Below are 21,822 nucleotides of genomic sequence, written 5' to 3'. Positions count from 1 at the left end.
TCTGACAGCCCGGCGTTTCTCTTATTTACAAGACGTTAATCTTTCGCCCTTTGCAAGGGACATCGATAACCCTACTTTGGGTATGTTGTCGAAAACCCGACAATGCCTGATAATAGTCCGGTTTTGTTTTGTAGGCACCGTAATGACCGAATACGCATTGCTCTTTGTTAGCATCCTTCTGGTAAATAATTTCGTCTTAGTGAAGTTTCTTGGGCTGTGCCCCTTTATGGGCGTGTCCAAAAAGCTGGAGACGGCGATTGGTATGGGAATGGCGACCACGTTCGTGATGACGCTGGGCTCCATGTTTTCCTGGCTGATCAACGAATTTATTCTCGTTCCGCTCGATATTCTCTATTTGCGCACCATGGCGTTTATTCTGGTGCTCGCCGTTGTGGTGCAGTTCTCCGAGATGTTCGTGCGCAAAGTCAGCCCTGAGCTGTACCGTCTGCTGGGGATTTTCCTGCCGCTGATTACCACCAACTGCGCCGTACTTGGTGTTGTTCTGCTTAACATCAATCTGTCGCACGGTTTCCTGCAATCGACGATTTATGGCTTCGGTGGTGCCGCGGGCTTCTCGCTGGTGATGGTGCTCTTCGCCGCCATTCGCGAACGCCTCGCCGTATCAGATATCCCAGCACCGTTCCGCGGTTCTTCTATCGCGCTGATCACCGCCGGTCTCATGTCGCTGGCGTTTATGGGCTTTACCGGACTGGTGAAATTCTGATGACCGCAATCTGGATTGCCATTGCGGCATTAAGCGCCCTCGCGCTGGCATTCGGTCTGGTGCTCGGCTACGCCTCCCGTCGGTTTGAAGTCGAAAACGATCCGATCGTGGAAGAAGTGGAAGCCATGCTGCCCCAAAGCCAGTGCGGCCAGTGCGGTTACCCTGGCTGTCGGCCTTACGCCGAAGCGGTCGCACTGAATGGGGAAAATATTAATAAATGCGGTCCCGGCGGCGAGGCGATGATGTTGAAACTGGCTGAAAAGCTCAACGTCGATCCGCAGCCGCTGGAAGGCGATGCCGATGTTCAAGCCCCTGCGCGTCAGGTTGCCTGGATCGACGAAAGCAACTGCATTGGCTGTACCAAATGTATTCAGGCCTGCCCGGTTGATGCCATCATCGGCAGTACCAAAGCGGTACACACCGTCGTGAGCGATTTATGCACCGGCTGCGATCTCTGCGTCTCCCCTTGCCCGACGGACTGTATCGAATTACGTCCTATCGCTCCGACTCCCGCTAACTGGAAATGGGATCTCGATACGATTCCAGTGCGCGTTATTCAAGTAGAACACCATGCTTAAGCTGTTTTCCGCTTTTAGAAAAGACAGGATCTGGGATTTCGACGGAGGCATTCATCCGCCGGAAATGAAGACGCAGTCCAGCCGGACGCCACTGCGTCACATTCCGCTGCCAGAACAGTTCATTATTCCTCTCAAGCAGCATCTTGGGCCGGAAGGCGAGATCTGCGTCAGCGTCGGCGATAAAGTCCTGCGCGGCCAGCCGCTGACGCGGGGAAAAGGCCGAACCTTGCCCGTTCATGCACCGACATCGGGAACGGTAAATGCCATCCGTCAGCACACAACGGCACACCCTTCGGGCCTGTCCGAACTCAGCATCATCATCGTGCCGGATGGCGACGATCGCTGGTGTGAACGCCAGACCTTTGCGGATTATCGCGCACAAAGCACCGATACCTTGCTTGCCCACTTGCATCAGGCTGGCATCGCGGGTTTAGGCGGCGCAGGGTTCCCCACCGCGGCCAAGTTACAAGGCGGGATGCGCGGGATTGAAACCCTGATCATCAACGGTGCAGAGTGTGAGCCCTATATCACCGCCGACGATCGACTCATGCAAGAGTGTGCCGACGAGATTATTCAAGGCGTCGACATTCTGTCGTTCCTGTTGCAGCCAAAACGTATTTTGATCGGGATCGAAGATAACAAGCCGGAAGCCATCACCGCCCTGCGGCTGGCCTTGGGTAAACGCAGCGATATGCACCTGCGCGTCATCCCAACTAAGTATCCGTCAGGCGGCGCCAAGCAGCTCACCAAGATTCTGACCGGCAAAGAAGTCCCGTTTGGAAAACACTCCGCCGCCATTGGCGTACTCATGCAGAACGTCGGGACGGCCTTCGCCATCAAACGTGCCGTGATCGACGGTGAACCGCTCACCGAACGTGTGGTGACGCTGACCGGTGAAGCCTTGCGTCAGCCCGGTAACGTGTGGGCACGATTGGGGACGTCAGTACGCCACCTGCTCAAACAGGGGGGCTTCCATGTCAATAAGCAGCCGATGGTGGTGATGGGCGGTCCACTGATGGGCTTTACCCTGCCGTCGCTGGATGTGCCTATCGTCAAAATTAGCAACTGTCTGCTTGCGCCGTCGCATACGGAAATGGAGCCGGTGGCCGAAGAGCAATCCTGCATTCGCTGTAGCAAATGTGCAGACGCCTGTCCGGCGGGGCTCTTGCCACAGCAGCTTTACTGGTTCAGCCGTGGACAGGAACACGAGAAAGCCCGCAATCACCATCTGTTTGACTGTATCGAATGTGGTGCCTGCGCTTACGTTTGCCCGAGTAATATTCCGTTGGTGCAGTACTATCGTCAGGAAAAAGCCGAAATTCGGGCAATCGATGAAGATGCACAGCGTGCCGCGCAGGCTAAAGTGCGCTTTGATGCTAAACAGGCTCGTCTGGAGCGAGAAAAAGCCGCGCGCGAACTGCGCCACAAGCAGGCAGCGGCTAACGTGTCCAGCAGCGATAAAGACGCGGTTCAAGCAGCGCTGGAACGCGTGCGCCGCAAGCAAACCGCCGCCACAGAGATCGGTGCGCCAATCGAGATTACGTCCGATGCACAGCCGGATAACAGCGCCACCATCGCCGCGCGAGCTGCCCGCAAAGCACAGGCTCGTGAAGAACGAGCGCAGCAGGAAACGCCAACAGCCGAGGTTCCAACTGCCGAGCTTGACGATCCCCGCAAAGCCGCCGTGGCCGCCGCTCTGGCACGCGTTAAAGCGTGTAAAGCAGCCCAGCAGACTGACATCAGCACAGAGCGCGCGGAAGACGTGACGGCTCCCGTTGTTTCCAGCGTGGTGGCCGAGCCTGCCGCCGTTGTTGAAACACAAGAGCCGGACGATCCACGTAAGGCCGCCGTGGCTGCGGCCATCGCTCGCGTTAAATCCCGCAAGGCTGCACAGCAGACCACGACAAAGGCGGAAGCACCCACTTCATCCGTTGCTCCTGACATCTCTGCTGAGCCTGTCCCGGCCGTTGAAGCACAAGAGGCGGACGATCCACGTAAGGCTGCCGTTGCTGCCGCTATCGCTCGCGTTAAAGCCCGTAAAGCCGCGCAGGCATCGTCATATCAAGAGGAATAAATGGCTTTTAGAATTGCGAGTTCCCCGTTTACACATAACCAGCAGCGCACACAGCGCATCATGCTGTTGGTCATTCTGGCCTGTCTGCCTGGCATGTTGGCGCAGGTCTATTTCTTTGGCTATGGCAACCTGATTCAGGTCGGGCTGGCATCGGCCACCGCGCTTATCGCGGAAGGCGTGACACTGTCACTCAGAAAATTCGCAGTACGCCCCACCCTGGCTGACAATTCCGCACTATTGACCGCCGTACTGCTCGGCATCAGCCTGCCTCCGCTTGCCCCGTGGTGGATGGTTGTCATGGCAACCGTCTTCGCCATCATTATCGCCAAACAGCTGTATGGCGGCTTAGGACAAAACCCCTTTAACCCCGCGATGATTGGCTATGTGGTGCTATTGATTTCTTTCCCGGTTCAGATGACGAGCTGGCTGCCGCCGGCACCATTGCAAACCATCCCTGTCGGTTTCCATGATGCGCTCGTCATCATATTTACCGGGCACACGCCTGACGGACACACCATGCAGCAGTTGATGCACAACGTTGATGGCGTCAGTCAGGCTACCCCACTGGATACGTTTAAAACCAGCTTACGCGCTGGCCAAATGCCGCAGGACATTCTGCAACAGCCAATGTTTGCGCAATCGCTGTCTGGGATTGGCTGGCAGTGGGTGAATATCGGTTTTCTCATCGGCGGGCTGTTTTTGCTGATCCGCGGTACTATTCGGTGGCATATTCCGGTCAGTTTCCTGCTGTCACTGATGTTCTGTGCGTCACTCAGTTGGGCCATCGCGCCGGAGAAATTCGCTCCGCCGATGCTGCATTTGCTGTCCGGCGCTACCATGCTCGGCGCCTTTTTTATTGCGACCGACCCGGTTACCGCCTCAACCACAAACCGTGGCCGTCTGATTTTTGGGGCGCTGATTGGGTTACTGGTCTGGTTAATTCGGACCTACGGCGGCTATCCGGACGGCGTCGCGTTTGCCGTTCTGCTGGCAAATATCACCGTGCCACTGATTGACTATTACACCAAGCCACGTGCTTACGGCCACCATCGCTGAGGAGACGCCCATGATAACAACAATGCGTCGCCACGCGACAACACTGGCCCTGTTTGCCGCGTTCACTACCGCCGTCACTGCCATGGTGAACATGCTGACGGAACCCACGATCTCGCATCAGGCGATGCTACAGCAAAAAATGCTGTTAGATCAGGTAGTTCCCACCGAGTTATACAATAGTGACATTCAAAAGGAGTGTTACGTTGTCACCAACCCGGCATTAGGATCATCAGCGCCGCATCGCGTGTTTATCGCTCGTCTGAACGGAGAACCCGTCGCCGCCGCACTGGAAAGTACCGCGCCGGATGGCTATTCTGGTGCTATTAGGCTGCTGATCGGTGCCGATTTTCATGGCAAGATACTTGGCGTCCGCGTCACCGAGCACCATGAAACGCCGGGGTTGGGTGATAAAATCGAAGTACGAATTTCTGACTGGATCACCCGATTCAGCGGACAAACGGTACAGGGCGAGGCGGATACTCGCTGGGCAGTGAAGAAAGAAGGCGGAATGTTTGACCAATTTACCGGAGCCACCATTACGCCACGCGCCGTTATTAATAGCGTAAAACGCAGCGCCCTTTACCTGCAAACGCTGCCGTCACAAATCAACACGCTGTCCGCCTGTGGAGAGAACCAATGAGTCAAACCAAAGCGCTTTTCATTGAAGGGTTATGGAAAAACAACTCGGCACTGGTTCAATTACTGGGTCTCTGCCCTCTGCTGGCTGTGTCATCAACCGCCACTAACGCGTTGGGACTCGGGCTGGCGACCACGCTGGTTCTCACCTGTACCAACATGGCCGTCTCTGCGCTACGCCGCTGGGTGCCAGCGGAAATCCGTATTCCTATTTACGTCATGATCATTGCCTCGGTGGTCAGCACCGTGCAGATGTTGATCAACGCTTACGCCTACGGTTTATATCAGTCTCTGGGGATCTTTATTCCGCTGATCGTGACGAACTGTATCGTCATCGGTCGTGCAGAAGCCTTCGCTTCCAAGAATGCGGTGTTCCCTTCTGCGATTGACGGCCTGGCAATGGGGCTGGGAGCCACCAGCGCGCTGGTGGTGCTCGGTTCTTTACGTGAAATTTTAGGTAACGGCACGCTGTTCGACGGCGCGGATTTGCTGCTGGGCAGTTGGGCCAAGGTTCTCCGCATCGAGGTTGTACATCTTGACTCCCCCTTCCTGCTGGCCATGCTGCCACCGGGCGCGTTTATCGGCTTGGGGCTGTTGCTGGCCGCGAAATATTTGATCGATGAGAAAATGAAACAACGCCGAGCTCGTGCCGCTGTGACCGAAGGTAAAACGGCACCGGCAACCGGTACCGTAGGGGAGTCGCTGTGAACAAAGCCAAACGGATTGAGATCTTAACGCGATTACGTGCCAACAATCCCCATCCCACAACAGAGTTAAATTTCAGCACACCGTTTGAGCTGCTCATTGCCGTCTTGCTTTCTGCACAGGCAACCGATGTCAGCGTCAACAAAGCAACGGCAAAACTCTATCCCGTCGCGAATACGCCAGAAGCTCTGCTCGCACTCGGCGTAGACGGCGTGAAAGAGTACATCAAGACCATCGGTCTTTTTAACAGCAAAGCGGAAAACGTCATCAAGACCTGCCGTTTACTGCTGGAAAAGCATCAGGGACAGGTTCCTGAAGATCGTGCAGCGCTGGAAGCCTTACCCGGCGTAGGACGAAAAACGGCAAATGTGGTTCTGAATACCGCGTTTGGCTGGCCAACGATTGCTGTTGATACCCACATCTTTCGCGTCAGCAACCGTACAGGATTTGCGCCGGGTAAAAATGTTGAACAGGTAGAGGAAAAACTGCTGAAAGTCGTTCCGGCGGAATTCAAAGTCGACTGTCATCACTGGCTCATCCTGCATGGTCGTTACACCTGCATCGCACGCAAACCACGCTGTGGTTCCTGCCTGATTGAAGATTTGTGCGAATTTGGTGAGAAGATCGACGCCTAATCTGTAGCGGTCTGTTAAACCCGTTCACCAGACCGTCACCCCGCTCATTCCACGCCCAGCTCCTCACACATTTTCTGACGTATCTTCCATCAAAAAAACTGTATAAAAATACACATAACCACTATTTAAGGCTAATAAGTTATTTTTAATAGAAAATTTAGTGATTGAATGTCACTTGGTGTGATTATTTCGACATTCATCTTGTTAGGCGAATTTGATTGATTTTTATACGCACTACACATTTAATGATATGCAAAAGATTAAACCACATATTCATTCATAATTAATGGTATTGTCTTGATTTTAACTAAAAGGCAGATTATATCCCTTTTTGAAAAAATAAATTCGACAAGTCGAGATAATAATTTGATGGGGAAGAAAGATATGAAATTAAACTCTGCATAATATTTGATTTATAGTTTTATCCAACCACCAAACCCACTTGTAACAAAACATGTCAAACAGCTTGTCTGTCCGTAAAATAACGTCAATATAACGCTGTTTTTCCTCCCCATAACAATGAAAAGAGGTCGCAGTTTCACTGCCTCACTCTTGTTATTTTCTCGTTAAAAAAAACGAGATATGTAAAATCAGAGGTCTTTGTGTCAACAGCAAACAACAACAGCAAATCCGCCGAAAGCGTCAGCATGAACGCTTTCAAACAACCAAAAGCGTTTTATCTCATCTTTAGCATTGAACTGTGGGAGCGTTTTGGTTACTACGGCCTGCAAGGCATCATGGCCGTTTATCTGGTCAAAATGCTGGGCATGTCCGAAACCGACTCCATTACCCTCTTCTCCTCGTTCAGCGCGCTGGTATATGGTTTTGTCGCGATTGGCGGCTGGTTGGGGGATAAAGTCCTCGGCACCAAACGTGTGATCGTGCTGGGTGCTATTGTGCTGGCGCTCGGTTACACCATGATTGCCTATTCAGGCCACAGTGTGACATGGGTTTATATCGGTATGGCAACCATTGCCGTCGGTAACGGCTTGTTTAAAGCCAACCCGTCGGCCTTGCTGTCGACCTGCTATGCGAAGGACGATCCACGTCTGGATGGTGCCTTCACCATGTACTACATGTCGGTGAACATCGGTTCCTTCTTCTCTATGCTGGCGACACCGGTACTGGCCGCACACTATGGCTGGAGTGTCGCTTTCTCCCTGAGCGTGGTCGGGATGATCCTGACGCTGGTCAACTTCATGTTCTGCCGTAAGTGGGTCAGTACACAAGGCTCTCAGCCAGATTTCGAACCGATCAATCTGAAGAAGCTTGTCATTACTCTCGCGGGTATCGTTGTGCTGGTCGCACTTTCCACCTGGCTGCTGCACAATCAGGGCGTTGCTCGTTGGATTTTGACCATTATTTCAGTCGCCGTTGTCGCCATCTTTATTAAAGAAATGCTGGCGGTAAGCGGTGCAGAACGTCGGAAAATGATCGTCGCGCTGCTGCTGATGCTGGAAGCCGTGGTCTTCTTTGTGTTGTACAACCAGATGCCGACCTCGCTGAACTTCTTTGCGATTCGCAACGTTGAGCACGCCATTTTAGGTTTTGCCTTTGAGCCGGAGCAGTATCAGGCGCTCAACCCGTTCTGGATTATGGTTGCCAGCCCGATTCTGGCTGCGGTTTATAACAAAATGGGCGACCAACTGCCGATGGCACACAAATTTGCGATCGGTATGGTGCTGTGCTCCGGTGCGTTTCTGGTGCTACCGTGGGGTGCCAGCATGGCAAACGAACAGGGTATCGTGTCCGTCAACTGGCTGATCCTCTGCTATGGCCTGCAAAGTATCGGGGAGTTAATGATTTCTGGTCTGGGTCTGGCTATGGTCGCTCAACTGGTGCCACAGCGTCTGATGGGCTTCATCATGGGGGCCTGGTTCCTGACATCGGCTGGTGCTGCGATTATCGCGGGCTATGTCGCTAACATGATGGCCGTGCCTGAGAACGTCGTAGACCCACACGTATCACTTGAGGTTTACAGCAATGTCTTCATGCAGATTGGCATCGTGACGGGCATCATCGCCGTTCTGATGCTGCTGACCGCGCCGAAACTGACGCGTATGACGCAGGATGTCGCCACCGATGTTCCTGCGAGCACCGCTACGACAACAGCATCCGCCTGATAACCAGCCTGAACCTCTCATGCTGATGTGTGAGGCGTGAGGAGCAAGCGTTTGAATGATAAAAAGCCAGACACTGTCTGGCTTTTTTACGTTGGTGACTCGTCCTGAACGACACTTACTTCACTGGCAGCGTGACGTCCTTGAACATCGCTTCTATTTCATCATTTGAACGCAGTGCAACCGCAGTATCGACGACATCTCGCGTTAAATGCGGCGCAAAACGCTGGATGAAATCGTACATGTAGCTACGCAGGAACGTGCTGCGGCGGAAGCCGATTTTCGTTGTACTGTAGCTGAAAATACTGTTCGCGTTGATGGTCACCAGATCGGTTTCCGTTTGCGGATCGACCGCCATATTGGCAATCACCCCCACACCCAGCCCTAAACGCACGTAGGTTTTAATCACATCGGCATCCGTGGCGGTAAAGACGATACGCGGCGTCAGCCCCGCACGGTTAAACGCGGTATCCAGCTCGGAACGGCCCGTAAAACCAAAGGTATAAGTAACGATGGGATAAGCGGCCAGCTCTTCAATGGAGATGTCTGTTTTGGAGGCCAGCGGGTGATCGGGTTTTACCACCACCGCGCGATTCCAGTGGTAGCACGGCAGCATGATCAGATCGTCGTACAGGTGGAGCGCTTCGGTCGCAATAGCAAAATCCGCAGACCCTTTCGCTACGGCCTCTGCAATCTGCGTCGGCGAGCCCTGATGCATATGCAGCGACACGCGAGGATAGCGATCGATGAAACCTTTGATGACGCCTGGCAGCGCATAGCGCGCCTGCGTGTGCGTGGTCGCCACGTACAGCGATCCTTTATCGGGATAGGTATGCTCTCCGGCAACCGCTTTGATGGCTTCGACTTTCGACAACACTTCACGTGCAATGCGGATGACTTCCTGTCCGGCTGGTGTCACCTGTGTCAGGTGTTTTCCACTACGGGCAAAAATCTGAATGCCCAACTCATCCTCCAGCATGCGGACCTGTTTACTGATCCCCGGCTGGGAGGTGTACAACCCCTCTGCAGTAGAAGATACATTCAGGTTGTGATTAACAACTTCAACAATATAACGAAGCTGTTGTAGTTTCATAATTTATCCCATTCCCAATTGAAGTGTGCGCGTGGCATCTCACGACGTTCTGGCGACGTTCCGTTTTATACCCGTAAAACTTCAAGCTGCATATGCGTTGGCTACGTTACTCGGCACACTTACGTGTACCTCGCCCCGTAGGGGCCGCTGCAAGCAGCGTTCAAATCTGCCTCTGGCAGATTTGTCACTCACCCGAATCACTTACCTGAGTAAGCTCATCGGGATGAAATGAGAGACATCCTGTCTCTCACCGAAGGCCAGCCTTTGGCTGGTCAAATTCGTTCCCGACGAATTTGTCCCTCTCTTGCCGCCTTTCTGCAACTCGAATTATTGGGGTATATTGACCTTGACTACGCCTTAACCATCTGGCGCATATTTCTATCAATTTATGTCATTTAATCATAAAAATTATTTTTATATGACCATTTTTACATAGCGAAACGATAAAGAACACAGTGCGTGCGATTATCACCAAGGTAAACCGCACGATTCTCTATCACGGATCAACAATCCTCATGCTACCGCAGAACAATCTTCATACATTTGTTTTATCTAGATATTTTCTGCGATCGAAAAAGCCAGCCTTACGGCTGGCTTGATGTCGCGATTTATCGCGCATAACTCAGTTACACGCTGGGTGACAGAAAAAAGTTACTTCTTCCCTTCAACCCATTTGCCATCAATGTAAAACGCTGACCAGCCTGTTGCCTTGCCGTCTTTTTCTGACGAGACATATTGCTGTTTAGTCTTACGGCTGAAACGCACCTGCGTCTTATTGCCGTCTTTATCAACCACCGGAGCTTCCGCCAAATAACGCAGTTTTTCCGGCAAGCGATCCTTGAAACGTACCAGTTCTTCTACTAGCGGCGCCCGCGTTTCACGAGATTTCGGGAACGTATTGGCAGCGAGGAAAACCCCGGCCGCCCCGTCACGCAGCACGAAATAGGCGTCGGACTTATCACAAGGCAGCTCAGGTAGCGGCACCGGATCTTCCTTCGGCGGCGCAACCTCACCATTGCGTAGGATCTTACGCGTATTTCCACAGCTCTCGTTGGTACACGCCATGTATTTACCGAAACGTCCCATTTTGAGATGCATTTCGGAACCACACTTCTCGCACTCAACAATCGGGCCATCATAGCCTTTTATGCGGAACTCACCGGTTTCGATCTCATACCCGTCACAGGCTGGGTTATTGCCACAAACGTGCAGCTTGCGCTGATTATCAATCAGGTAGCTGTCCATCGCCGTGCCACACTTCTCGCAGCGGCGGCGGGCGCGCAGCGCGTTGGTTTCAGCATCATCGCCTTCCAACACGTTCAGCACTTCGTTTTCTGGTATCAGGTTGATCGTGGTTTTACAGCGTTCTTTCGGCGACAGCGCATAGCCGGAACAGCCCAGAAACACCCCGGTACTGGCGGTACGAATCCCCATTTTACGCGAACAAGTTGGACAATCGATACTGGTCAACACCATCGCATTAGGTCGCATGCCGCCGTCTTCAGGATCCTGCTCGGCCTTTTCCAACTGCTGACTGAATTCGTTGAAGAACTCATCCAGCACGCCTTTCCATTCAGCCTGATTATTGGCGACCTGATCGAGACGGCTTTCCATCCGGGCGGTGAAATCGTAATTCATCAATTCGCGGAAGTTTTCTTCCAGTCGATCGGTAACGATTTCGCCCATCTTCTCGGCGTAGAAACGACGGTTCTCCACCCGAACATAGCCGCGATCCTGAATGGTCGAAATAATAGACGCATAGGTAGACGGGCGGCCAATGCCACGTTTCTCCAGCTCTTTAACCAGAGAGGCATCGCTGTAACGCGCCGGTGGTTTAGTAAAGTGTTGCCCTGGCAGGAGCTTCTGGAGAGACAGCACCTCGCCCACCGCCACGGTTGGCAGCGTGCGGTCTTCATCATTTTTACGTAGCGCAGGCATGACTTTCGTCCAGCCATCGAAACGCAGCGTACGGCCTTTCGCACGCAGTTGATAATCTGCGGCTTCCACGATTAACGTGGTGGAGTCGTATTGCGCAGGCGTCATTTGACAGGCGACGAACTGGCGCCAAATCAACTGATACAGCTTCTGTGCATCGGCTTCCATATCTTTCAGGCTCTCTGCCAGCACGCCAACATCGGAAGGACGAATCGCTTCGTGCGCTTCCTGAGAGTTTTCTTTGCTACTGTAAAGATTTGCTGATTCAGGCAGATAGCGCTTGCCGAATTCTTCGCTAATATAGCCACGCACCATCGTCAATGCATCCTGACTGAGGTTCGTTGAATCGGTACGCATGTAAGTAATGTAGCCCGCTTCATACAGACGCTGTGCCATCATCATGGTTTTTTTCACGCCAAAACCAAGACGTGTACTGGCAGCCTGTTGCAGCGTAGAGGTGATGAACGGCGCTCCCGGCTTACTGCTGGTCGGCTTATCTTCACGATCGGCGACCTTATAACGAGCATTTTCAAGCAGGCTAACCGCCGCCTGTGTTTGCGCTTTATTAACTGGTTTGAACGGTTTACCGTTATGGTGCGTCACCTGCATTTGCAGTTGAACATCGCTGCTAGCCAGCAAATCGGCGTGCAATTCCCAATATTCTTCCGGCACGAACGCTTTAATTTCGCGTTCGCGATCGACAATCAGGCGCACCGCAACCGACTGCACGCGTCCAGCGGACAAGCCGCGGGCGATTTTTTTCCACAGCAGCGGGGATACCATGTAACCCACCACGCGATCCATAAACCGACGCGCCTGCTGCGCATTCACACGGTCAATATTCAACGTGTCTGGTTTTTCAAAAGCCTGTTTAATGGCATTTTTCGTGATTTCATTAAACACCACGCGGCTGAAACGCTCATCTTCACCACCAATGATTTCCCGCAGGTGCCAGGCAATGGCTTCCCCTTCGCGGTCAAGGTCGGTTGCGAGATAGATGTGGTCGGCATTTTCCGCCAGCGTTTTTAATTCGGAGACCACTTTCTCCTTACCCGGTAGTATTTCGTAGTTAGCTTTCCAGCCATGATAAGGGTCGACGCCCATACGATTAACCAGCGCGGATTTCTCATCCTTTTTGACTTTCTTTTTCGTTTTATCTTTCGTTGAGTCCGCGCTCTTTTTACTGACTGAGCCACTCGTCGGCAAATCGCGTACATGACCGACGCTGGATTTCACCACGTAGTCATTGCCTAAATACTTGTTGATCGTTTTGGCTTTTGCCGGGGACTCGACGATAACGAGAGCTTTACCCATATGTACTATTACCTGCTGAATTCTTCTGAAAATCAGATATTTTTCGGGGCATCCAGATGCGGATTCTACTGACTGCGCAAAATCCCACACTCTACCTGATAAATACTGTCACGCAACCTAATTAGCGTGGAAATCCTGTTTTATCCGCATCCGGCCACACTGAATATCGGCAGGTAAGCCCCTAAAATGTAGCCTATTTGCATCATAATCTACGCTTTACGCTGAAACCGTATCGCAGTACCCTTTCTTTTTGTGCCGCGTTTAAAATAACCCGATTGAGGGGTGAAATCGCTGTGTTGATTTTCGAAACAGCATTGCTGATATAGTGCAACGCCCCACTTTTTCAAGGGTGAGTACAGGAGTAAGAATCATGTCATCTGAACATCAGGTTAACAAAGAAAAGCGCCCTATTGACCGCAAGAGCTTATTAGTTGAAGCCAATGACATCATTAAACATCACGATGACTATTTGCATGGCATGGTCGCAAATAGCGTAGAACAAAAAAACGGCGTGCTGGTTTTTCGTGGTGAGTTTTTTCTCGATGAGAATGGAATGCCAACCTTAAAAAGCACTGCGGTATTTAACATGTTCAAGCACCTTGCACATGTTTTATCCGAAAAATACGACTTGATCGATTAAATAGTATGATGGATTAAATACAAATGCCCGCAAATTCGCGGGCATTTAATTTGTGCAAACCGCTACGCTAAGCGATTACAGCAGAGGCTTTGAACCCCGTTGCCACCAACGCAGCATCAGTCGTTCTGCCGTGTCCCCTGCGCTGCCCGTCAGACGATCCAGCAGGCGTTTACGACGCGTATAGCGAACGCTTAATACTTCATGGCTGGCCATTTCCGCAATCAGCAAATCGTCACTGGTCCCGATGGCGTCAATCAACCCCAGATCTTTCGCCTGCGTGCCAAACCAGTGCTCTCCCGTCGCCACCGCATTAATATCCAACGAAGGGCGCATCTGCTGCACAAAATCCTTAAACAGCGTATGCGTGACATTCAGATCTTCGCGGAATTTCTCACGGCCTTGTTCGGTATTTTCACCAAATAGCGTCAACGTACGTTTGAATTCACCGGCGGTGTGCAGCTCAACATCAATGTCTTTGTTCTTCAGCAAACGATGGAAATTGGGAATCTGCGCGACGACACCAATAGACCCTACTATCGCAAAAGGGGCCGCTACAATACGGTCAGCCACGCAGGCCATCATATAGCCACCGCTGGCAGCCACTTTATCCACGGCAACGGTCAAGCGTACACCGCCTTGACGTAAACGTTGCAATTGCGAGGCCGCCAGCCCATAGCCGTGCACCACACCGCCGGGGCTTTCGAGACGTAATAGCACTTCATCCTGTTGCTTCGCGACAGCCAGCACGGCGGAAATCTCTTCACGCAGCGAGCTCACTTCGCCCGCATCCATACTGCCGTTGAAATCGAGAACGTACAGGCACGGTTTTACACTTTTTCCCTCGCCACGTTTGGCGCGCTGTTTATCTTGCTTCGCCGTTTCTTTATCTTTCTTCTTTTCTTGTTTCGATAGCAGCTTCCGTTCGGTGTCGCTCATACAGGCCGTCTGCATTTCGCGCTGCATTTCCTGATATTGCTCGCCAAGGTTCATGACCTGCAACTCACCTTTATGCTGGCGTTTACGTTGCGTCATCCCAAATACCAGAACGACTAACGCCCCAATAGCCACCACGATAGTGAATACCTTAGCCAGGAATAAACCGTACAGAGAAAGTAATTCCACAAACACCGTCCTCATTGACTGCGTATTAATTAATGTTGGTTTACTCACCAACCATGGCGTTGACGTCGTGCGCCATTCCCTTCCTATAACCTAACTGATGGCACGCAATATGGCGATGTTATTCCTGCGTTTTTATGCCTATTGCTGCTTTTTGCAACAGCACAGGAAGAAATAGAGGCAGTCTCATTGAAAACGGTCGACATTTGAGGCATAACACCCCCATTCACCCTGCCCAAATGCGCCGTCATCTGGCGTTCCGAGCGACGCAGCCCGACACAGTTGTGTCTCGCCGTGCCAACACAAGATGGCAGGTCTATTATCTGAAGCGTGGCTGTTTTGCGCCACGGCAAGAGGAATTCATTGTGCATTACCAGCCTAAAATCGATTTACTGCAAAACCGCATCATTCTGGTCACCGGCGCTGGCGACGGCATTGGCAAGGAAGCCGCCCTGACCTATGCCCGCTACGGCGCACATGTCATCTTATTAGGGCGAACAGAAAGCAAACTTCAGGCAGTTAAGCAACAGATTGAGCAGGAACACGGTACGCCAGCACACGTAGTTGTCTGCGATATGCTGGCTTTATCTTCCGCGCAGTGCTTTCAACTGGCTGACGAATTGGCGCAGGTTGTGCCGCACCTGGACGGTGTTCTCCACAACGCCGGGCTACTCGGGGAGATCGCGCCTGTCACAGAGCAAACGCCGGAGATCTGGCATCAAGTTATGCAGGTCAATGTCAACGCCACCTTTATGCTGACACAGGCGCTGCTGCCTCTGTTATTGAAATCACCTTGCGCATCTCTGGTTTTCACCAGTTCCAGCGTAGGCCGCGAAGGTCGCGCCGGCTGGGGAGCCTACTCCGTATCCAAGTTCGCGACAGAAGGCCTGATGCAAGTGCTGGCTGAAGAATATCGTTCACAAAATCTGCGCGTGAATTGTATTAATCCCGGCGGAACGCGTACGGGAATGCGCGCCTCAGCGTTCCCCAACGAAGATCCGATGAGACTAAAAACGCCGGCAGATATTATGCCGCTGTATCTCTATCTGATGGGCGATGACAGTCGCCGCAAGACGGGGATGAGTTTTGACGCACAACCGGGCAGAAAAGCCGGTCCAGCCGAATAATAGAGAAGAACACGCACGATGAGCGATGAACGCCACCAGCAGCGTCAGCAGCGATTGAAAGAAAAGGTCGACGCCCGCATTGCCGCCGCGAATGAAACGCGCGGTATCTTGGTTGTTTTCACCGGCAATGGGAAAGGCAAGACCACGGCCGCATTTGGCACCGTCACGCGGGCAATCGGTCACGGATTACGCGCGGGCGTGATTCAGTTTATTAAAGGCGAGTGGCCAAACGGTGAGAAGAACCTGCTGCAACAGCACGGCGTGGAATTTCAGGTCATGGCGACCGGCTTCACCTGGGAGACGCAGAACCGCCAGACAGATACGGAAGCCGCACAGCAGGTCTGGCAGCATGGCAAACGGATGCTAGCCGACCCACAGCTCGATCTCGTCGTGCTGGACGAACTGACGTATATGCTTAGCTATGACTATTTGGATTTAAGTGACGTTGTCACTGCATTAAAACAGCGTCCTGCTGGACAGACGGTCATTATTACCGGCCGCGGTTGCCATCGTGACTTGCTGGAAATGGCCGATACCGTGACGGAAATGCGCCCGGTAAAACATGCGTTTGATAGTGGAATTCAGGCACAACAAGGCATTGACTGGTAGTCGTTAGCTTTATTGCTAACAAAGGCCAGCGCACGGGAGTAACGGATAGACCGTAAAGACGCTGCAAGTACATCCATGTCAGCTCGGATTGCGCGAATATGAATCTCATCCTGAGATTCACCCTTTCAGGGCCGTCGCCAGCAACGTTCAAAAACGTTCCTGGCGTTTTTGTCCCTGGCGCAAACGCTTTACTCTTCTATTCCGTTACGCCCGTTTTCATTCGGTAAATAGGTTTGTCAACAGCCTATTACGGTGCCCGTGAAGCATAGGGCTAACACGATTAGCCGTTGCGCTTCGGCTTTGGAGACGTACGACGGGCCGGAGCGGTACTAATCTGGCTATGGCGTTTTACCGCACGACGGATCTGGTTCGCTTTCACTCGACGGCGCTCACGCTCAACCGGTAGTTTCGATACCGTCTCAGCCGGAAGTTGCACCAGCTCACGCAGGTAATTCAGCTGTTCCAGCGGCATCTCTGCCCAGCCGCCGCGCGGCAGACCTTTCGGCAGCGTAATATCGCCGTAGCGCACGCGAATCAGGCGGCTAACCTGCACGCCGACCGCTTCCCACAAACGGCGAACTTCACGGTTGCGCCCTTCGGTCAGCGTAACGTTATACCACTGGTTCAGACCTTCACCACCCTGATAGCGGATAGTACGGAATGACGCCGGCCCATCTTCCAGTTGTACACCTTTACTCAGTTGTTTGATCTTTTCGTCATCAACTTCACCGAAGACCCGCACAGCGTATTCACGCTCAACCTCGCGGCTGGGGTGCATCAGGCGATTGGCTAACTCACCGTCAGTCGTGAACAACAGCAGACCGGACGTGTTCACGTCAAGACGCCCTACCGCCACCCAACGAGAGCCTTGAATTCTCGGCAGACGGTCAAACACCGTCGGACGGCCATCAGGATCGTTACGCGTACACAGTTCACCTTCCGGTTTGTAGTACACCAGTACGCGGCACACGGTTTCTTCGGTTTCCTTAACGGTAACCACATGGCCATCAATACGGATTTTGGTGGCTTTCGTCACTTCAACGCGATCACCCAGTGTGGCAACCTTACCGTCAACGCTGACGCGTCCAGCCTGAATGATACCTTCAATTTCGCGGCGTGAGCCATGTCCGGCACGCGCCAGAACTTTTTGTAACTTTTCGCTCATTGAGCAACCTCTAGTGTCGCCTTCCCAGGCGTCGGGGGGAGTCATAACCGCCGATAAAATTCAGCCAGTTACGTAAAAATCGTTCGTAGTATTCAATGCTGGCGCGATTATACCGATCTTCGCACCATTTGTATTCCCATTGTTACAGTCTGTCGCAACGCTTACAGGAACGGCGTAACATCGCCGGTACCTTCACGGGCGACGCGCGGCACGGATTCGGTCAGATCGATAACCGTCGTCGGCTGTTGACCCAGCGAACCGCCGTGAATAATCAAATCCACCTGTTTGCCCACTCTTTCCTGAATTTCTTCGGGATCGGACTCGGCAAAATCATTTCCCGGCAGCATCAGCGTTGTCGACATCAAGGGTTCATTCAACGCGGCCAGTAATTCCAGCGCGATAGGATTGGAGGGCACGCGCAGGCCGATGGTTTTACGCTTTTCATTCATTAAACGACGAGGGACCTCTTTCGTCGCTTTCAGAATAAAGGTGTAGTTGCCCGGCGTATTATTTTTAATCAACCGGAACGCCGTGTTATCAACGTGGGCATACGTCGAGAGTTCGGACAGATCGCGGCACATCAGCGTAAAGTTATGATCGCTACCCAGATCGCGAATCCGGCAGATGCGTTCCAACGCGTTCTTTTCGCCCAACATACAGCCCAGCGCATAACCGGAATCCGTTGGATAAACAATCACTCCACCTTTATGCAAAAATTCCACCGATTGGTTGATCAATCGTGGCTGCGGATTCTGCGGGTGAATATAGAAAAACTGACTCATGGCCCTACCTCATACGTCTGACATTTCGCGGCGTTGCACATTTCAACCCGCGTCATCGTGCAATAGGGTTATTATAGAACGTGTCGGAGGTAAAAGATTGTTATTTCATAGGATCGCGATGGCATTACGCCATGATACGCGGCAAATCTGCCAGTAACGGATGGTGCCAGACTGGCTCGACATCGGCAGGCAGCCACAGCTTGCGACCTAACTCGATCCAGGCGCACGGCAGGTGGAAATCCGAACCTTGTGATGCCATCAGGTTGAAATCTCGCGCATAGCGACCCAGTTGCGTCCGTTCATCCGGTGCCTGTTGACATTGCGCCACTTCCATCGCCATCCCGCCGTTTTCTGCAAACGTGGCTAGCAGGCGCTTTAGCCATTTGGCCGTCAGATCATAGCGCCCCGGATGCGCCAGCACCGACACGCCGCCGGATTGATGAACCGCTTCGATGGCTTGCGGGATGCTGCACCACTGTGGCGGCACGTAACCGGTTTTACCTTTCGCCAGATATTTTTTGAACACCTGATTCATGTTCGCCGCGATACCCTGCTCAATGAGGTAACGCGCAAAGTGCGCCCGCGTAATCTGTCCTCCCATTGCCAGACGCTGTGCACCAGCCAGCGCATCGGGAATGCGAGCTTTTTCCAGCCGTGTCGCAATCTGTTCAGCCCGACGCTGCCGACACTCCGCCTGTCGTTGCAGCAATCCGCTTAGCGCTGGATGCGCAATATCCATTCCTAGCCCGACAATATGGATCTCATGATTTTCCCACAGGGTGGAAATCTCCACTCCGGGAATCAGTCTCAGCGGTAATCCCTGTTGGGCAATTGCATGTTGTGCTTCTTCAAGTCCGCTGGTCGTGTCGTGATCGGTTATCGCCAGCACGCTCACCCGCATATCTACCGCCCTCTGAACAAGCGCTGTTGGCGTTAAAACGCCATCAGATGCCGTCGTGTGGCTATGCAGATCATAAAGTGGGAATGACGATATCGGTTGGGAATCTTCTGGCACAAGCCTATCCATTAATAAAAATCATACGAAAGCCGCATGATGCCATTCATAGGAAGCAAATGGTAATGTCCACCGTTTACTGAGTAATAAAATGATCATATTGAAGGTGTTGACATTCCACCACTGAGCCAGTTAACTAGTACGCAAGCTCAGTGCAGTAATCCGAACACAAACCGCGAGATGATGATAATGGTAACACAGAAAATGATGAAACATGCTTGGTGGTGCTCTTCTCTCTCGCGGGTGGACTAATCACGCATCGCTGTTATCACACATGCAGATATTCCCTGGCCCGCTTAACTCAGCGGGCTTTTATTTGATGGGCACAACATTAAACGGGTAGCAAGAATGCAAACAACACAACCTACACTGGAACTGCTGCGCACCAAGGCCGTTTACCGTAACGACCCCAGTGCCATCTTCCATCAGCTCTGCGGTGCCAGACCTGCAACGTTGCTGTTAGAGTCGGCTGAAATCGACAGTAAGGAAAACCTGAAAAGCCTGTTAATCGTTGATAGCGCGCTGCGTATCACTGCTCTGGGCCAAGACGTTTCCATTCAGGCCTTAACGGCAAACGGCGCCAGCCTCCTGCCGCGTCTGGATGCTGCACTGCCTGCGGCAATTATTAATCAGCCGCGTCCGAATGGCCGTGAACTCACCTTCCCACCAGCAGACGTCATGCAGGATGAAGACGCTCGTCTGCGTTCGCTGTCGGTCTTTGATGCTTTACGCCAGATTCTGACGCTGGTCTCCTGCCCGGCAGACGAACGTGAAGCCATGTTCCTCGGTGGTTTGTTCGCCTACGATCTGGTTGCCGGATTTGAAGCGTTACCCGCGCTGAGCCAGCAACAGCGCTGCCCGGATTTTTGTTTCTATCTGGCAGAAACGCTGCTGGTGCTCGATCACCAAAAACACGAGACCGTGCTGCAAGCCAGCCTGTTTACGCCGAACCACAGCGAAAAGCAGCGTCTGCAACAGCGTCTGGAACAACTGCAATTTCAGCTTACTCAACCAGCACCCGCACTGCCGAGCCAGTCCATTGAGAATATGACGCTGAGCTGCAATCAGAGCGATGAGGCCTTCGGCGAGGTCGTTAGCCAAATGCAGGAAGCCATCCGCATCGGTGAAATTTTTCAGGTCGTGCCGTCGCGCCGCTTCTCTCTGCCATGCCCATCACCGCTGGCTGCCTACCAAACGCTGAAAGATAACAACCCAAGTCCTTACATGTTTTACATGCAGGATCAGGATTTCACACTGTTCGGTGCCTCGCCGGAAAGTTCGCTGAAATACGATGCCGACAGCCGCCAAATCGAAATCTACCCGATTGCCGGCACTCGTCCGCGCGGCCGCCGCGCCGATGGCTCGCTGGATCGCGATCTCGATAGCCGTATTGAGTTGGAAATGCGTACCGACCATAAAGAGCTGGCAGAGCATCTGATGTTGGTGGATTTGGCCCGTAACGATCTGGCACGAATCTGCCAACCGGGCAGCCGTTACGTTGCTGACTTGACCAAAGTTGACCGTTATTCCTTTGTGATGCATCTGGTGTCTCACGTGGTGGGAACATTACGTGAAGATCTGGATGTGCTGCACGCCTACCGCGCCTGCATGAATATGGGCACGTTGAGCGGCGCACCGAAAGTCCGGGCAATGCAATTGATTGCCGAAAGTGAGAAAACCCGTCGCGGCAGCTACGGCGGCGCAGTGGGTTACTTCACCGCACACGGCGATCTGGATACCTGCATCGTTATTCGCTCCGCCTATGTCGAAGACGGCATTGCGACCGTTCAGGCTGGCGCAGGCGTGGTACTGGATTCGAACCCTCAGGCCGAAGCCGACGAAACACGTAATAAAGCCCGGGCCGTACTGCGAGCCATTGCCAGTGCGCACCATGCAAAGGAGATCTTCTGATGGCCGACATTCTGCTGCTCGATAATATCGATTCATTCACCTACAACCTCGTGGATCAACTGCGTGCCAGCGGCCATCAGGTTGTGATTTACCGTAACCATCTGCCTGCCGATGTCATCATCGCGCGGTTACAGCAAATGGAAAAACCGATTCTGATGCTTTCCCCCGGCCCCGGTACACCGGCTGAAGCAGGCTGCATGCCGGAACTGCTGCAACGTCTGCGCGGTCAATTGCCGATTATTGGTATTTGCCTCGGCCATCAGGCCATTGTGGAATCTTATGGCGGCCATGTTGGTCAGGCAGGCGAAATCCTGCACGGCAAAGCATCGGCCATCGACCACGATGCCAGCGGTATGTTTAGCGGTTTGCCGCATCCATTACCGGTCGCCCGCTACCACTCGCTGGTCGGCAGCCGTATTCCTTCTACGCTGACCGTCAACGCGCATTTCAACACGATGGTCATGGCGGTGCGTAACGACGCTGACCGTGTCTGCGGTTTCCAATTCCACCCGGAGTCGATTCTGACCACACACGGCGCGCGACTGCTGGAACAAACGTTGGACTGGGCGCTGGCTTAACGAGGG

19 protein-coding genes and 1 other annotated feature are annotated in these 21,822 nt (G+C 52.8%); of the genes, 13 read left to right on the top strand and 6 right to left on the bottom strand.

The genetic code is table 11. The features are described 5' to 3' along the window. Positions 1-142 precede the first annotated feature (142 nt). From rsxA to dtpA, 8 genes are all read left to right on the top strand, one after another. Positions 143-724, top strand: a complete 582-nt coding sequence (gene rsxA / locus ACKQAD_RS10905) for an electron transport complex subunit RsxA (protein WP_011093834.1) — start codon at positions 143-145, stop codon at positions 722-724. Further along, positions 724-1,302 (top strand): electron transport complex subunit RsxB, encoded by a 579-nt coding sequence (gene rsxB, locus ACKQAD_RS10900; RefSeq protein WP_409160178.1) that lies wholly within the window; start codon positions 724-726, stop codon positions 1,300-1,302. Before rsxA ends, rsxB begins: the two co-directional genes overlap by 1 nt. Beyond that, positions 1,295-3,376: an electron transport complex subunit RsxC gene (rsxC, locus tag ACKQAD_RS10895; protein WP_409160177.1), complete on the top strand. Its 2,082-nt coding sequence runs from the start codon at positions 1,295-1,297 to the stop codon at positions 3,374-3,376. The genes rsxB and rsxC overlap by 8 nt, the downstream gene beginning before the upstream one ends. Then, the gene (gene rsxD, locus ACKQAD_RS10890; RefSeq protein WP_409160176.1) at positions 3,377-4,432 is read left to right on the top strand and encodes an electron transport complex subunit RsxD; all 1,056 of its coding nucleotides are present in this window, start codon (positions 3,377-3,379) and stop codon (positions 4,430-4,432) included. Between the two features lie 10 nt (positions 4,433-4,442). Next, positions 4,443-5,072, top strand: a complete 630-nt coding sequence (rsxG, locus tag ACKQAD_RS10885) for an electron transport complex subunit RsxG (RefSeq protein WP_409160175.1) — start codon at positions 4,443-4,445, stop codon at positions 5,070-5,072. Then, entirely contained in the window at positions 5,069-5,776 is a 708-nt protein-coding gene (locus ACKQAD_RS10880; protein ID WP_409160174.1) for an electron transport complex subunit E, read from the top strand. Before rsxG ends, ACKQAD_RS10880 begins: the two co-directional genes overlap by 4 nt. Then, entirely contained in the window at positions 5,773-6,408 is a 636-nt protein-coding gene (gene nth / locus ACKQAD_RS10875) for an endonuclease III (RefSeq protein WP_409160173.1), read from the top strand. The genes ACKQAD_RS10880 and nth overlap by 4 nt, the downstream gene beginning before the upstream one ends. A 602-nt stretch (positions 6,409-7,010) precedes the next feature. Continuing rightward, complete coding sequence (gene dtpA, locus ACKQAD_RS10870; protein ID WP_409160172.1) at positions 7,011-8,531, top strand: dipeptide/tripeptide permease DtpA; 1,521 nt, start codon at positions 7,011-7,013, stop codon at positions 8,529-8,531. Positions 8,532-8,646: 115 nt separating this feature from the next. Here dtpA and cysB read toward each other — a convergent pair whose 3' ends face one another. Together cysB and topA are read right to left on the bottom strand one after the other, a co-directional pair. Then, positions 8,647-9,621, bottom strand: coding sequence for an HTH-type transcriptional regulator CysB (cysB, locus tag ACKQAD_RS10865; protein WP_409160171.1), 975 nt, complete (start codon positions 9,619-9,621; stop codon positions 8,647-8,649). Between the two features lie 651 nt (positions 9,622-10,272). Further along, complete coding sequence (topA, locus tag ACKQAD_RS10860) at positions 10,273-12,870, bottom strand: type I DNA topoisomerase (RefSeq protein WP_409160170.1); 2,598 nt, start codon at positions 12,868-12,870, stop codon at positions 10,273-10,275. A gap of 370 nt (positions 12,871-13,240) precedes the next feature. Between topA and ACKQAD_RS10855 the strand changes: the two genes are divergently transcribed. Further along, a complete protein-coding gene (locus ACKQAD_RS10855) occupies positions 13,241-13,510 on the top strand; it encodes a YciN family protein (RefSeq protein ID WP_409160169.1) in 270 nt (89 codons plus the stop codon). 75 nt (positions 13,511-13,585) lie between these two features. On the opposite strand, the gene sohB is transcribed toward ACKQAD_RS10855, so the two are convergent. Next, positions 13,586-14,632 carry a protease SohB gene (gene sohB, locus ACKQAD_RS10850; protein ID WP_409160168.1) on the bottom strand — a complete coding sequence of 349 codons (1,047 nt, stop codon included), beginning with the start codon at positions 14,630-14,632 and terminating at the stop codon, positions 13,586-13,588. A 362-nt stretch (positions 14,633-14,994) separates the two neighbouring features. Here sohB and ACKQAD_RS10845 point away from each other — a divergent pair, with 362 nt between their 5' ends. Together ACKQAD_RS10845 and cobO are read left to right on the top strand one after the other, a co-directional pair. Continuing rightward, positions 14,995-15,756: a YciK family oxidoreductase gene (locus ACKQAD_RS10845; RefSeq protein ID WP_409160167.1), complete on the top strand. Its 762-nt coding sequence runs from the start codon at positions 14,995-14,997 to the stop codon at positions 15,754-15,756. 18 nt (positions 15,757-15,774) lie between these two features. Continuing rightward, positions 15,775-16,365, top strand: coding sequence for a cob(I)yrinic acid a,c-diamide adenosyltransferase (cobO, locus tag ACKQAD_RS10840; RefSeq protein ID WP_409160166.1), 591 nt, complete (start codon positions 15,775-15,777; stop codon positions 16,363-16,365). Between the two features lie 280 nt (positions 16,366-16,645). Here the strand turns inward: cobO and rluB are convergent, their stop codons facing one another. From rluB to rnm, 3 genes are all read right to left on the bottom strand, one after another. After that, complete coding sequence (rluB, locus tag ACKQAD_RS10835) at positions 16,646-17,530, bottom strand: 23S rRNA pseudouridine(2605) synthase RluB (protein WP_409160165.1); 885 nt, start codon at positions 17,528-17,530, stop codon at positions 16,646-16,648. A gap of 161 nt (positions 17,531-17,691) precedes the next feature. Continuing rightward, a complete protein-coding gene (locus ACKQAD_RS10830; RefSeq protein ID WP_409160164.1) occupies positions 17,692-18,312 on the bottom strand; it encodes an L-threonylcarbamoyladenylate synthase in 621 nt (206 codons plus the stop codon). 124 nt (positions 18,313-18,436) lie between these two features. After that, positions 18,437-19,327 (bottom strand): RNase RNM, encoded by an 891-nt coding sequence (rnm, locus tag ACKQAD_RS10825; RefSeq protein WP_409160163.1) that lies wholly within the window; start codon positions 19,325-19,327, stop codon positions 18,437-18,439. A gap of 213 nt (positions 19,328-19,540) precedes the next feature. Beyond that, positions 19,541-19,645: a sequence feature (Trp leader region), on the top strand. 30 nt (positions 19,646-19,675) lie between these two features. On the opposite strand from rnm, the gene ACKQAD_RS10820 reads away from it, so the two are divergent. Together ACKQAD_RS10820 and ACKQAD_RS10815 are read left to right on the top strand one after the other, a co-directional pair. Beyond that, positions 19,676-21,238, top strand: a complete 1,563-nt coding sequence (locus tag ACKQAD_RS10820) for an anthranilate synthase component 1 (RefSeq protein WP_409160162.1) — start codon at positions 19,676-19,678, stop codon at positions 21,236-21,238. After that, positions 21,238-21,816, top strand: a complete 579-nt coding sequence (locus tag ACKQAD_RS10815; protein ID WP_409160161.1) for a glutamine amidotransferase-related protein — start codon at positions 21,238-21,240, stop codon at positions 21,814-21,816. The genes ACKQAD_RS10820 and ACKQAD_RS10815 overlap by 1 nt, the downstream gene beginning before the upstream one ends. The last annotated feature ends 6 nt before the right edge of the window (positions 21,817-21,822 follow it).

The organism is Pectobacterium artocarpous (assembly GCF_046159765.1).
Lineage (GTDB): Bacteria > Pseudomonadota > Gammaproteobacteria > Enterobacterales > Enterobacteriaceae > Pectobacterium.
This window is presented reverse-complemented; position numbering and strand designations above follow the sequence as displayed.